We start from the raw sequence: 12,866 nt of genomic DNA, 5'->3' as shown, positions 1-12,866 counted from the left end.
GAGAGAAAAGAAATGGATAGATTAAAGAACAGCGGATTTTATAAACTTAGATTCTTCTTAAGGCCGGAAGAGTTTGAAAGCGTTTTGAAGCTTTTTGAACATAAGCAAGCGCAATTTTATCTAACCAATTATGCCCAGACAGAGCATGACCAGAATCAGGTGTATGAGGCGTATCAGTCATTTTATCATTATTTTACGGCAGAGGAAAAAAGGAATGATGGTCACCCATTCTTTGTTTATTCCATTTCTGTTGCGTCTGATAATGAAGGCTCCGGATTTTTTGCGAGAAATGAAGGTGTCCATTTTCCCTATTACGGACAATGGGCAGAGGATGAATTGCCGTGTATCTTGCTTTCATTTCCTAAAGGCTTTCAAATGGATTTGGAAGATGAAAACGGGAAGTATTATATCTATGAGGATATCGAGGATCATAAGCCGTTAACATATAAGTTTTTCGATGAAATAAAAGACTCTATTAATAAAATGACAAAGCCGCTTCGCTTCTCGACGCATGACGCAGATGCTATGAAAGAGCAAAAGCCTTCTGTGCGTATAAGCCATGATGCGATTCACGATTTGAGCAAATCGTGGATTTTCAGTAAATACGGGCTTGTGATCAATGGCAAAAAAGGAGGATTAATGGATGCGGAAAATATGGAGAAAAAGAATTCTGATCAATAATCCTGCCCTGCTGGACCGGGATCTGATCGAGCGGGATTTGCACGACGGTAACCAAGTGATTATTCAATTTTCTCACCCGGATTTTTATGGCTCCATATTGGAAGAAGTGGATGAGCTTTGCGCGCGCTGGAATGAGGATTTCGGAGTACGTTTCTACGCCCACTATTCGCTGTCTTTTGATTGTCATACTCTCTTGCGGATTCCTCATGTGAAAATGCTGCACCTCGATAGTCTCACCCAGGCACATAACACTGAAGCATTGGCGAAGCTGGATCACCTGCGCAGTTTGAGCATAGGCATATACGAGCTGGAGAATTCGGAAATTCTGGGGATTGATACGTTGCACTCTCTAAATAAATTAAACATTATCTCGGATAAAAAGACTCTCAACCTGCAATATTTTAGAGAGTTCTCTGATCTGGAGGAATTGCATGTAGGGGGTAAGGTTAAAAACCTTGATGCTATAGGTTATCTGGAGAACTTAAATTATCTCGCGCTGCATTCGATCAGCAAACTGCCGTTACATTGTATTAACCGGCTGAGGAAGCTGGAGCACCTTCGCATTTTGCTTGGAGGCCGGGAGCACATTCATGAAATTGAAGAGAATACAATCGAGAACCTGGAGATTACTAGAGTCCGCGGCTTCCATGACCTGACCAATATTACAGCCTTTCAAGCGCTGAAGAGACTTGTTATTGAGGATCAAATCCAACTGAAGGAAATCAGCTTTAACCAGGAAATGAAGGCACTGGAGGAACTTTCTATTAGGAATTGTAAAGGCTTAACCCGTTTGACGGGAATGGAGCAACTACCTTTACTGCACACGCTTCGTATTCTCAAGACGGCAATCGATTTTGATTCCTTTATCCATCAGAAACTTCCGAATTCTTTATCTTCAGTGGAGTTTGCAACTTTCAAAAGTAAAGCAGACCGGGAAGTACAACAAATTTTAGCAAAATTGGGTTTTCAATAAAAGGTAGGATCGTTCAGTTAACAGGAGGAGTATTTATGTACATCGTATCTCAGCCAAAACCGCTATCTGACTGCCAAAACCAAGCACTTGCGAAGGAAGACGTTACTGTTTATCCACAGGGCTACCTCCGGTTTTTGCGGCGATTCGGTGAAGGGACTTACAGAGGGTGGTTGAATGTTCAGCTTCCCGATGCGGAGGTGCTTAAACCTTTTGCCGAGTACGGATTATGGGAGCATGACGAAAACAGCCCCATTAGTGAGCAACAGATCGGCGAGTGTATCGTTATAGGTACAACGGTGGACGGTGATTTTCTGGCAGTACATCCCCAGACAGCTAGGCTGATCTGGCTACCTCGGCATGCGGAGCACGTAAAGGCGATTTCCCTGCAGGCACGGGAGCAGGAAGACGAAGGGATGTACGCCTTGGTGCTGGATGAAATATATCGTCAGGTGTATGGAATCAGCCAAGGGGAGAGCATCTACTATGAACCGTGGACGGGCACTCGGAGCCATCTCTTTTTGCGTTTGCCACAAGGACAGGATCAGCTTACGCTGCCTGAACTGGCCGACTTATGCCAAAACGAATTTCCGCCGGATTTGTCCATTGAGAATGCCTATGCTTGTTTCCTGTTCTACCGGCAGCTGGGCGGCTATGTACGATTGAATTATGCCTACCAGCAAGAGGTGGCTGTCTTCTATGAACAGGATGCGGGGCAGGCGTTTGAAGTTATGGAGCAGTGGCTCTTGTCGAAAGGCTGCGATGCGATCTCAGAAAATAACAGATGATCCGGATACTCCTTAAGTGTGGGAGAGGGAGGTATGTATGAAACTAGTTTTTACTTTGGATACACATGGAACGTGTGTGGGTCAATTGAGAGATGAGCTGCTGCCCTTAGAGGAATTAGCAAATACATGGAAGTTTCCCTATGATATCTTTTTTGTATTGCGTGTTTTACCTGAAAGTTATGGTCGAACAACATCCAGACGTTTTGATAGCAGGGATCATACCCTCGAATTAGATATCAGCATAAGTTATGAACAGTACCAACGGATGTCCAAGCATGAGCAACGTGAGGTATTAAGCAGTCACCTTTGTAACTATTTGTCAGAGTCAGTCGCTAAATATAATAAGCATGCAGATAAGGAAACTCAAAATCAACTACTGGATCTGGTGAAAAAATGGATGCTTGAAAACAATTGGCTAAATGGAAAGCTAAATCAAGCACGGAAACTACTTTCGCAAGACATGGGTCTTTATGAAGTCAGCCAAAAATTGCAGATGCCATTAGAAGAGATTGAGTATATCCTTCTCCGTATGAATGACTATGAGCCAACTGACGTTCATCCTGATAATATTGTAGCAGGAAAAGCGCCGCCATATCATTTGTAGAAGATTGGAGAGTCCAAAACTTACAATAAACCCATGTATAAGGAGAGGGGATCGAACTTATGTATGAGCGTTTGGCAGAAAAACTGAAAACGACCTCCGCTTTAAAATGGTTTCCTGGCCATGGTGCGGAAGAAAGCTGGATAGCAGAAGCTGAAGAGGAATTAGGATTCTGCCTGCCGCCATCTTATCGCTGGTGGCTGGTTCATTACGGTAATGCCCGGTTGGGAGACGGCAATATTCTAGCGATCGCAGCTCCGGAACATAGAGAGTATTACGACGGCGACCTTCTTTACATACATAGACTGAATAAAGCCGAGGAATGGTGGGTAGGTCGGTTTCCCCACAGACTGGACTTGTTCGTGCCGGATAGCGACGAGCTTTATTTTTTTGATACGTCTACTAGAGATAAACAGGGGGAATTTCCGATCATGTGTTATGATCTCATGAATGATTTGATCGACAAGTATGCTTCAACGTTTGCGGAATTTCTAGAACGGCTGATTGACGAGCGTTCTTAAATAACCTGAGCTGATCGACTAATGGAAAGGAGGACCGTTATCATGAAGCCGATGCAAGAAATAGAGACGCTGGCGATAGAAATCGCCGCTGCTGCCAGAACGTCATTTCGTGCTCTTTTTGAAAATGGCGAACATTATTATTACTGTACGCTACATACTACTGGCGAGGGACATGCGCCTAGCATCTCTGCCTGGTCGTGGGAAGCTTTGGAGATGGAATCGACCAGACAAGGAGACGAAAGTGACACACCGGGATCGACGATTGCTGAACTCATCAAATGGTCCTATGCCGATTCACCCTATTGTTGTTTCGGGGATGAGAACTTCGATCACGTTAAACAACGATTCATCGAGCGTCCTTTCATAGCGGATCTTGAGAATGACGAAGGGAATCGCGAGTTTGATTTGAGGCTGAAGGCCATGGAGCTGGCAATGAAAATGCTTGATGATGAAGGCATGTTTGCCATGAATCAGCTGCGAGAGTCAGTATGTGTCCTTGTCGAAGTCATGCCGCCGGATGAGATCAATACCGAAATCGCCCTACGTTTGAATCGGGCGGAATCACCGGTTATGCAAGCATGGTTGACGGAAGCGGCGGAGTAGAAACGTTAGTCTCCCGTACTTAGGAATTTTGCCACTTTAGTCGCGAGTAGTTCAATCAGTTGCTGCCACCAGTGAAAGCCGGCAGTTTTCACAACTAACTAACCCACTCCTAGTAAGATGTAATTAGTATATATTTTGCGACTGATCGGAAATCTAAAGCTGATTCTGAAGCCTGAATCTTGTGCTCTGATAGTTAGTAAAAAACGGGAGCGTATTAATCCACGAATTAAATTGTTCAGTCTTGTCGTATTACCTGAATTAATTGCGGCAGTGACACGCGTTGCAAATGGAATATCAGTCGCCAACCTGAGGTATAAGGGAAGAATAGCTTGTACTACTACGAGATGTTCTCCCACTTTATACTTACTTTGAGCGGGGTCAAGAAAAAAACCGTTGACGTATAGTCGATCCCGCATAGGTGTACGAAAGCCGAAACTGTACCCTGATCCCAATTCTGCAATTGGGGCATGGCTTACCTTTTGAAACAGTCTTTCCATCTGCACAAAATCAATCGTATTCACCGCTTGTACCCATGCAGCTGAGTATGCTGGATTGCGCACGATTTCGCGATAGAAGGGCAGCACATTTCGTATCGTTCGTCTTAAAATTGCAGGTGTTATAAATTCGTTTTGCTGTTTGCGAACGGGGAGTTGACGTTTTCTTTTCTTATTCAATATGCTTCCCTCCTTGAAAATTCAGTTATCTGCAACATATGCTTTACCGGAAAGGTACGTTTGGACATTTCATCGAAAAAGCACTCCAGGCTTTCGGGATTTAGATTTACTGCTAGAACGATAAGAAAATTACTTAGCAAGAAATGACGCGGCTGCCGGTAGGAACGGTTTAGTCGCGTTTTTTTTTTTTTTTTTTTTGTGCTGCAGCTTGCATGGAAATGATCGATATTCTCTCCCGAAATGTAGGTATACAAGGATGAAATCTGTTTTATTTTTCAATGCTCGGATATCCGATATCATCTTCATTTGCTAGTTGATAACAAAGATTGTAATGCGTGAAGTGCGAGCAGTAATCGTTCCTTGCTACAAGTTGCTGTCTCAAAAATAAGGTTTTTACTTATGAGCCGGCAAACATCATGAAATGAAAAATCATGAAATACGAGGATTCATTCTTGCCGTGCCTTCCATAAGGTAACATACATAGAATGCAATGGAAGAGCGATAAGGAGGGGGACGGCATGGTTTCGAGAAAACGACTTATGGCATTTATTCAGAATGCGGAAAAGGCATGGGAGAAAGTAGTCTTTTCGTATGATCTAAACAGTCCACCGATTCGAATCGGTGATTTTGATTACTACAGACTTCCCTTGCGATTCTCGACCCGAATCAAAATTTTTCGGTATTACCGCCAATTTTGGAACAATGTGTACGCAAATCGCATGATTTGCTCCGCAGGTTTTAAAAACATTCGAGGACGTCTTTACTCTCCTGATGCAGATACGGGGGGATTGCCTAGCAGAGTGTTGGGTTTAAAAATTATAAAACAGACAAGCACAAATATAATAGTTGACGCTATTTTAGGTATTCCAGGCGACTCAATCGCTGATGGGGAAACTATTCGTTATTTCATCTTGCGCAACCCATCCACCCAAGTACTTACGATCAATTTACGCAGAAGCCGATATGCCGATTACCGTTACGATCCATGCAAAAAAAAGAGTAGGATACTAAGAAGGAAAAAATGAAATAGCGCCTGTTATATAGTGAGATAAATTATTCATTGAAAAAACTGATTGCAGAAAGAAGAGCTAGAGCTAACTCCCTATCCCTTTAACGAACCGGACGTGATGCCGTTAATGATATATTTTTGCATGAAAATGTAGCGTATTTAAAATCGCTACTGTGGCAATCACCGGCATAAGCAGCGGGAACACAATCTGCAAGAATGTTCTCCAAACTCCACAGCCGATAAAGCTTTTAATTAAGCTGTAACAAATTTCTATAAGAATTACGCCCGTGGGCAATAATTCGAGCGTAGTAGCAGAGAAGAAGAAGTAGCTGGATGACAAATACATGTTCGAACGCCAACCCGCGTAAATCGCGGTTTTTTTCCTTTGTCAGCGTATATTCTTGCCAGAAATCATTGTCAAGAATAAGTACCGTTAGCTGATTCTAGAAATAGGCTTATGCTAAGGAAGAGGATACCGACCATGGACGGGTCCAGACTTAAGTTGGAAATTATTCTCACCTTTTTATTGCATCTTCCTCGCCTTTTTGCTATATTTGATATTAACAAATTGTTATTATCAAAAAGTTACTAACAACAAACTGAATGGTGAAGATTAGGAAATTTAATGAAAGGGAGCGGATGAAAGTGAATAAAACATGGGGTGGTTGGAATCTGTTTGAAATCGTCTGGCTAGTTTTATTTACCTCTATTGCTGTTGCGTTTACGGTTATTTCTAAAGATTCCTTATTCGGATTTACGGTCTTTATCACCGGGGTGCTGTGTGTGGTGCTCGCGGCGAAAGGAAACCTGATGAGTTATGTTTTCGGAATGTACAATACCGTTGGTTACGCGTACTTGGCTTATATAAACGGTTTGTTTGGAGAGGTCATGCTGAATTTGTTATTCTTTGTACCTATGAATGTCATTGGCTTCTATATGTGGAAAAACAACCGCCAAGACGGCAAACTATCCATGCGACAGATGGATCTTAAGTGGCTGTTCCTTGTTGGAGCGGTCTGCATAATAGGCTGCCTGTTACTGGGAATCGGGCTATCGTTCATCCCAGGGCAGAACTCGCCTTATATAGATGCTATTACAACGGTATTATCCATTGTGGCTACCTTTTTAATGGTCAGAAGATTTAAGGAACAATGGCTGGTCTACATTGTTTTGAATATGTTTACGGTGCTGCTGTGGGTAATTCGGATGCTAGAAGGCAGTAGCGAAGGGGTGCTAATGATCGTCATGTGGAGTGCGTATCTGATTAACGCGGCTTACGGCTATTACAATTGGAATAAAGGTGCTAAGGAGGTATCGGTATGAAGACGCTTGGATTAACGCTGGGGAAGTTTGCCCCGTTGCATAAAGGACATCAATTCATGATAGAGACGGCGTTGCAAGAGGTCGACGAACTGATTGTGGTAATCTACGAAACGACGGTGACCCCGATTCCGCTGCATATCCGGGCGAACTGGATCCGCAAGCTCTATCCGTCGGTCCGGGTAATCGAAGCTTGGGACGGTCCAGACGGGTATTCGAACGATCGGGAGCATGAGATTCGAGAGGAGCAGTTTATTCTAGGGCTGCTGAAGGGCGAGCAAGTGACGCATTTTTACTCTAGTGAGTTTTACGGTGAGCATATGAGTGTCGCATTAGGCGCGGTGGACCGGCGGGTGGATGAAGCCCGTGAGCGGGTGCCGATTTCGGCCACGATGGTACGTGCCGACCCTTATAAATATCGCAGATTTGTAAGTGATGTCGTGTATAGGGGGTTAATCACGAAAGTGGTTTTTGTGGGAGCGATGTCGACTGGAAAATCTACAATCACCGAAGCGTTGGCGCAGCGGTATCGCACAACCTTTGCGAGCGAATATGGGCGTGATTACTGGACCGAGCATCAAGTGGATCGTAGAATCAGCCTAGAAGCGTTCGATGAGATCGCTTTGGGCCATATCGAACGTGAGGAGCAGGCGATGCTGGAAGCTAACCGATATCTCTTTGTCGATACCAATGCAATTACCACATATATGTTTGCTTTGGATTACCACGGCCGGGCTCCTGAATGCTTAGCCCGGATCGCATTAGAAAACGCGCAGCGCTACGATCTGTTTTTCCTGTGTGACGATGATATTCCTTATGAGAATACATGGGACCGTAGCGGGGATCAGAAGCGGCATATTTTTCATAAGCAAATCATTGCCGATTTGAAAGAGCGGCGGATTCCCTATATCACGTTGCGAGGAAACCTAGAGGAACGAATGCACAAAGTAAGTGAGGTCTTGGCAAAGTTCGAGCCCTACCGGAACTATTTCGGAGAGTTGAATGGCTAGAATAAAGAACAAAGGAGGCAAGGATACATGAATATGTTGGATCGCGATGGACTTACGGAACGTCAATTTTTAGAGCAGTACCATGCCGGGGATTTCGAGCGGCCTTCGGTGGCGGCGGACATGGTCATTTTCACCGTTACGAACACGGAGGCGGACAGCTACCGCAAGCTTCCGGAAAAAGAGCTGCGAATTCTGCTCATTCAGCGGGGAGGTCACCCGTTCCTGGGCAATTGGGCACTTCCAGGCGGCTTCGTCCGGCCGGACGAGACGACAGAGCAGGCGGCGGTGAGGGAGCTGAGTGAGGAAACCGGTGTGGATGACGTTTATTTGGAGCAGTTGTACACCTTCAGCGATGTTGGAAGGGACCCTCGTACCTGGGTGATGAGCTGCAGCTACATGGCCTTAATCAACAGTGATCAGGTACAGCTGAAAGCGGGAGATGACGCTGCCCATGCTGCCTGGTTCAAGGTAACCTATCGGCTTCTGCGCGAGCGGAAAGAGATTATTGAGGATGGGTATGTGAAAACGAAGGAATACGAGCTCAAGCTAAGCAGCGATGAAGAAGAGTTAACGGCAGTTGTGGGTCGGACGATAACGTCAAAGTCGGCTTCTACGTCAACCGCATACTCCATTGTATCAAATGACGGATTGGCTTTTGATCATGCGAAGATTATAGCTTGCGCTATTGAGAGACTGCGGGGAAAAGTGAATTACACCGATATTGCGCTAAACTTGATGCCGGATCTCTTCACTTTGACGGATCTGCAGCAGGTTTATGAGGTGATCTTAGACAAAGAGTTGTTGAAAGCCGCATTCCGGCGTAAAGTAGCGGATCTCGTAGCGGAGACCGATCATTATACTGAAAATGCGGGACACCGTCCTTCCCGCTTATATCGGAGAAATATGGAGGAATATCAATGATATACAATATCGAGCAGTTAAGAAAAGCTTATATCGCGGGCAAAACGTTCAAGTTTGTGTTCTTCTGGGGCCATACACCGCCAAAGCACGACGGCGTCGACAAAAGCTGCTTCAGCCAATGGTGGATGAGTCCTTTCGTGGTAGAGGGGATCGAGTATTCCTGTGTCGAGCAGTTTATGATGTCCGAGAAAGCAAGACTGTTTGGAGATGACGATATGTTGGACGCGATCCTTAAAGCTAAGCATCCCAAGGAGATGAAAGCCTACGGGCGTGCAGTAAGAAACTTCGAAAATGACACTTGGGATAAAGAATGCTATGACATTGTCAAAAGAGGAAATATAGCCAAATTTTCGCAGAATCCGAAGCTTGGCGAATACCTCAAGTCAACGAAAAACCGTATTCTCGTCGAAGCTAGCCCACAGGATCGCATTTGGGGAATAGGTATGAGCCAGTCCAATCCGGATGCGGAGAATCCCGTAAAATGGCGGGGGAGGAACCTACTTGGATTCGTACTGACCGAAGTGAGGAACGAATTGCTGCGGGATTAACTTCATCCTATATTTAAATGAAAAGATAACGATATCCCTTTGGATTTCGTTATCTTTTTTGTTCACCCTCTAAAAGTCGAAGCTTCATCACCCCAGGTGTACAGCCATAAGTATTTCGGAAGATTCGGATAAAATAATTCGTCTCCATTCCCAGTTGAATCGCAATATCCTGAACGAGAATATCAGCATTCTCTGTCATTAACTGTATCGCACGTTCTAGTCGCAGATTCTGTAGATATTTATGTGGAGTTACGGCATATTCCTGTACGAATAGACGCTGGAAATGCTGGACGGAATACCCCACAGCAGCTGCTAGATTGGAGATAAGGAGTGGCTCAGTATAATGTTCGTTAATAAGTTCAACCGCTTTAGCCAACGCTTCATTACGTACAGACTCAAGTTCTAAACGACTGCCTGAGGAGTGTATGGATTCAGAACGACGTAACATCAGAAGTAATCGATATAGGGTTATAGATAGATCCTCCATCCCTTGCTCGTCTTGACGACTAGCCGTCTGATTGTTCACCGTATGCCAGATCTTTCCGATTTCCTCCCAACATTGTTCAAAACGAGCAGGATGATAAGGGAGATAAGGGAGAAGGCCAATCCCCACCAGCATTCCCTGCGACTGACTCCCTTCGATTCCGATGAAACCCACATGCCATGGTTCATGTGAGGTAGGATAATATTCGTGTCCTCGATCCGGTGGGAAGGCGAAAGCCATTCCAGGTTCTAGTATGATTTCAGTACCGCTCTCCAGATCACGAAACAACCCAGTTCCGGTACGAATCAGAAAAATTTGATGAACAGGAAAACCTGTAGGGCGCACATGATGAAATTGTATATGACGACCTACAGAGTAGGGATATAAGGGAAGCGTCTCAGCGTCGCGCGGTAGTTCTATCAGTGAAAAAGGAAGCAGGATGATTCACCTCATATTCATTTTGTACTATCACTTCGAGAGTATATTCCTACTGATCGGGATGAATGTTCTTATATTATAAATAGTATAAATGATGATTCGTGAATTTGATAGCTTAAGCATCTAGCGTCTCATCAGAGAATAGTCCCATTTAAGAAATGGGCAGAATTGAGAGGATGATCTTACATTATGACTAAAAAACACTCCCCGATTAGCAGCAAAGCTCCAGTGATGCTGCACGGTGCCGATTATAATCCTGAGCAATGGCTGAAGTACCCAGAAATTTTGCGTGAGGATATTCGTCTGATGAAGCTTGCGAATTGCAATGTGATGTCTGTCGGAATTTTTTCTTGGGTATCCATAGAGCCTGAAGAAGGTGTATTCACTTTTGATTGGCTAGATAGTGTATTGGATTCTTTTGCTGAGAATGGGATTTACGCATTTCTAGCAACACCAAGTGGAGCACGGCCTGCTTGGATGTCTGAGAAGTACCCTGAAGTTCTAAGAGTGGAACGTAATCGTGTTCACAATTTACATGGCTTCCGTCATAATCATTGCTTCACCTCCCCTGTGTATCGGGAAAAGACTGCGATTTTAAATGCGAAGCTAGCAGAACGTTATAGCCAGCATCCGGCTGTTATCGGTTGCCATATTTCGAATGAGTTCGGTGGTGAATGTCACTGTGATCTTTGTCAAAATGCTTTTAGAGATTGGTTAAAGGTCAAATACAATAACAGTCTGGATGAGGTGAATCATGCTTGGTGGGCTACTTTTTGGAGTCATACCTACACTTCATGGACACAGATTGAATCCCCGGCTCCACATGGAGAGACGCAAGTACATGGCTTGAACCTCGACTGGCGGCGGTTTGTCAGTGAACGGACGATTGACTTCTGTCAGCATGAGATCAATGTTGTTCGTCCTTACAATCCTGCACTGCCTATTACAACGAATATGCATATGATCGATGGCATTGATTATCGCGAACTAGCCAAAATTCTGGATGTTGTCTCATGGGATGCTTATCCAGAATGGCATTATACCGAAGATGGTGACGATGCTAGACTGGCAGCATGGACGGCGATGCACTACGATTTAATGCGCTCTTTTAAAAAGAAACCGTTCCTGCTCATGGAAAGCACGCCATCTCTTACGAACTGGCAATCGGTCAGTAAGCTGAAGCGTCCAGGTATGCACAAGCTGTCTTCGCTTCAAGCGGTAACACATGGTTCGGATTCTGTACAATACTTCCAATGGCGTAAAAGCCGGGGCTCTAGTGAGAAGTTCCACGGTGCAGTTGTTGACCATAGCGGCCACTCCGAGACTCGTGTGTTTAAAGACGTTACAGAGGTAGGAAAGACGCTGGCGGGAATGACAGAAGTAGTAGGTACATCAACTCCAGTAAAAACAGCGATTATTTTCGATTGGGACAACCGCTGGGCGATCAAGGATGCGCAAGGCATTCGTAATTCCGGATTGCGTTATGAGGAGACTGTACTACAGCATTATCGTGCCCTTTGGGAGCTAGGCATTCCAGTTGATATGATCGGATCGGGGGATGATCTGTCCGCTTACAAGCTGGTGATCGCACCTATGTTATATCTGATCAGTGAAGAGAATGGAAAGCGTATCGAGAAGTTTGTTGAGCAAGGCGGAACTTTCCTTGCAACCTATTGGTCTGGTGTCGTTAACGAAACGGATTTATGTCATTTGGGTGGATTCCCAGGACCGCTACGTAGAACGCTCGGGATTTGGGCAGAAGAGACCGAAGGGCTGCATAGCCGTGATTTGAATGGTGTTGTAATGCAGGCGAGCAATGCACTTAATCTAAGTGGAGATTATGATGCGCATGAAATTGCTGAGCTGATCCACTTGGAAGGTGCGGAAGTATTAGGCACTTATCGCAGCGATTTCTATGCTGGACGTCCAGCGCTTACGGTAAATCGTTTCGGTGAAGGAAATGCTTATCATCTCGCTACTCGTGTAAAAGACGCCTCTTTCTACATTGAATTGTATGCTGCAATCACTGCAAAAGCGGGAATTACTCGTGCGCTTGATAGTGAGCTTCCAACTGGTGTGACAGCGCAGCTTCGTACGGATGGAGAGAGTGATTATATTTTTGTGCAAAACTACAGCGGCAGTCCGCAAACGGTACAATTAGATGGAGCGGATTATACAGATTTGAGCTCAGGCACTGCTGCTCCGTCTGTGTTAAATCTAGCTGTAAATGATCTCGCAATGTTGAAGCGTAAATCGTTAGTATAAAAAGAAGGCAGGACCTGAGGATTCAGGTTCTGC

The 12,866-nt window shown here is 44.7% G+C and carries 14 protein-coding genes; 12 read left to right on the top strand and 2 right to left on the bottom strand.

Translation table 11 applies throughout. The features are described from left to right. The first annotated feature begins 12 nt into the window (after positions 1–12). Genes H70737_RS17800 through H70737_RS17775 form a run of 6 tightly spaced genes read left to right on the top strand, consistent with a single transcriptional unit; the run spans position 13 to position 4,164 of the window. The gene (locus H70737_RS17800; protein WP_042189338.1) at positions 13–681 is read left to right on the top strand and encodes a hypothetical protein; all 669 of its coding nucleotides are present in this window, start codon (positions 13–15) and stop codon (positions 679–681) included. Beyond that, positions 644–1,654 (top strand): leucine-rich repeat domain-containing protein, encoded by a 1,011-nt coding sequence (locus H70737_RS17795; protein WP_042189336.1) that lies wholly within the window; start codon positions 644–646, stop codon positions 1,652–1,654. The genes H70737_RS17800 and H70737_RS17795 overlap by 38 nt, the downstream gene beginning before the upstream one ends. A gap of 35 nt (positions 1,655–1,689) precedes the next feature. Next, complete coding sequence (locus tag H70737_RS17790) at positions 1,690–2,439, top strand: hypothetical protein (RefSeq protein WP_042189334.1); 750 nt, start codon at positions 1,690–1,692, stop codon at positions 2,437–2,439. 37 nt (positions 2,440–2,476) lie between these two features. Further along, complete coding sequence (locus tag H70737_RS17785) at positions 2,477–3,043, top strand: Imm44 family immunity protein (protein ID WP_042189332.1); 567 nt, start codon at positions 2,477–2,479, stop codon at positions 3,041–3,043. 59 nt (positions 3,044–3,102) lie between these two features. Continuing rightward, positions 3,103–3,561, top strand: a complete 459-nt coding sequence (locus tag H70737_RS17780; protein ID WP_042189330.1) for an SMI1/KNR4 family protein — start codon at positions 3,103–3,105, stop codon at positions 3,559–3,561. 21 nt (positions 3,562–3,582) lie between these two features. Next, entirely contained in the window at positions 3,583–4,164 is a 582-nt protein-coding gene (locus H70737_RS17775) for a DUF4303 domain-containing protein (protein ID WP_231573295.1), read from the top strand. A gap of 98 nt (positions 4,165–4,262) precedes the next feature. Here the strand turns inward: H70737_RS17775 and H70737_RS17770 are convergent, their stop codons facing one another. After that, positions 4,263–4,838: a hypothetical protein gene (locus H70737_RS17770; RefSeq protein ID WP_042189326.1), complete on the bottom strand. Its 576-nt coding sequence runs from the start codon at positions 4,836–4,838 to the stop codon at positions 4,263–4,265. A gap of 518 nt (positions 4,839–5,356) precedes the next feature. On the opposite strand from H70737_RS17770, the gene H70737_RS17765 reads away from it, so the two are divergent. The 5 genes from H70737_RS17765 to H70737_RS17745 all read left to right on the top strand — a co-directional run bounded on the left by H70737_RS17765 (position 5,357) and on the right by H70737_RS17745 (position 9,646). Next, on the top strand, positions 5,357–5,863 hold the full coding sequence (locus tag H70737_RS17765) for a DL-endopeptidase inhibitor IseA family protein (RefSeq protein ID WP_042189324.1): 507 nt from the start codon (positions 5,357–5,359) through the stop codon (positions 5,861–5,863). A gap of 629 nt (positions 5,864–6,492) precedes the next feature. After that, the gene (gene pnuC / locus H70737_RS17760; RefSeq protein ID WP_231573294.1) at positions 6,493–7,170 is read left to right on the top strand and encodes a nicotinamide riboside transporter PnuC; all 678 of its coding nucleotides are present in this window, start codon (positions 6,493–6,495) and stop codon (positions 7,168–7,170) included. After that, complete coding sequence (locus H70737_RS17755; RefSeq protein ID WP_042189320.1) at positions 7,167–8,177, top strand: AAA family ATPase; 1,011 nt, start codon at positions 7,167–7,169, stop codon at positions 8,175–8,177. Before pnuC ends, H70737_RS17755 begins: the two co-directional genes overlap by 4 nt. 27 nt (positions 8,178–8,204) lie before the next feature. After that, entirely contained in the window at positions 8,205–9,098 is an 894-nt protein-coding gene (locus H70737_RS17750) for an NUDIX hydrolase (protein WP_042189318.1), read from the top strand. Next, positions 9,095–9,646: a riboflavin biosynthesis intermediates N-glycosidase gene (locus tag H70737_RS17745; protein WP_042189316.1), complete on the top strand. Its 552-nt coding sequence runs from the start codon at positions 9,095–9,097 to the stop codon at positions 9,644–9,646. Before H70737_RS17750 ends, H70737_RS17745 begins: the two co-directional genes overlap by 4 nt. 49 nt (positions 9,647–9,695) lie before the next feature. Here the strand turns inward: H70737_RS17745 and H70737_RS17740 are convergent, their stop codons facing one another. Beyond that, positions 9,696–10,550 carry an AraC family transcriptional regulator gene (locus tag H70737_RS17740; RefSeq protein WP_231573497.1) on the bottom strand — a complete coding sequence of 285 codons (855 nt, stop codon included), beginning with the start codon at positions 10,548–10,550 and terminating at the stop codon, positions 9,696–9,698. 207 nt (positions 10,551–10,757) lie between these two features. Between H70737_RS17740 and H70737_RS17735 the strand changes: the two genes are divergently transcribed. Continuing rightward, entirely contained in the window at positions 10,758–12,833 is a 2,076-nt protein-coding gene (locus H70737_RS17735; RefSeq protein ID WP_042189312.1) for a beta-galactosidase, read from the top strand. Positions 12,834–12,866 lie beyond the last annotated feature (33 nt).

Source organism: Paenibacillus sp. FSL H7-0737 (genome assembly GCF_000758545.1).
GTDB lineage: Bacteria > Bacillota > Bacilli > Paenibacillales > Paenibacillaceae > Paenibacillus_AQ.
This window is presented reverse-complemented; position numbering and strand designations above follow the sequence as displayed.

Excerpts from the sequence above, each read along its gene's own strand:
- H70737_RS17790 (WP_042189334.1), top strand. The coding sequence starts at position 1,690 with ATGTACATCGTATCTCAGCCAAAACCGCTATCTGACTGCCAAAACCAA.
- H70737_RS17795 (WP_042189336.1), top strand. The coding sequence starts at position 644 with ATGCGGAAAATATGGAGAAAAAGAATTCTGATCAATAATCCTGCCCTG.
- H70737_RS17745 (WP_042189316.1), top strand. The coding sequence starts at position 9,095 with ATGATATACAATATCGAGCAGTTAAGAAAAGCTTATATCGCGGGCAAA.
- H70737_RS17750 (WP_042189318.1), top strand. The coding sequence starts at position 8,205 with ATGAATATGTTGGATCGCGATGGACTTACGGAACGTCAATTTTTAGAG.
- H70737_RS17800 (WP_042189338.1), top strand. The coding sequence starts at position 13 with ATGGATAGATTAAAGAACAGCGGATTTTATAAACTTAGATTCTTCTTA.
- H70737_RS17780 (WP_042189330.1), top strand. The coding sequence starts at position 3,103 with ATGTATGAGCGTTTGGCAGAAAAACTGAAAACGACCTCCGCTTTAAAA.
- H70737_RS17785 (WP_042189332.1), top strand. The coding sequence starts at position 2,477 with ATGAAACTAGTTTTTACTTTGGATACACATGGAACGTGTGTGGGTCAA.
- H70737_RS17735 (WP_042189312.1), top strand. The coding sequence starts at position 10,758 with ATGACTAAAAAACACTCCCCGATTAGCAGCAAAGCTCCAGTGATGCTG.
- H70737_RS17755 (WP_042189320.1), top strand. The coding sequence starts at position 7,167 with ATGAAGACGCTTGGATTAACGCTGGGGAAGTTTGCCCCGTTGCATAAA.
- H70737_RS17775 (WP_231573295.1), top strand. The coding sequence starts at position 3,583 with ATGGAAAGGAGGACCGTTATCATGAAGCCGATGCAAGAAATAGAGACG.
- H70737_RS17765 (WP_042189324.1), top strand. The coding sequence starts at position 5,357 with ATGGTTTCGAGAAAACGACTTATGGCATTTATTCAGAATGCGGAAAAG.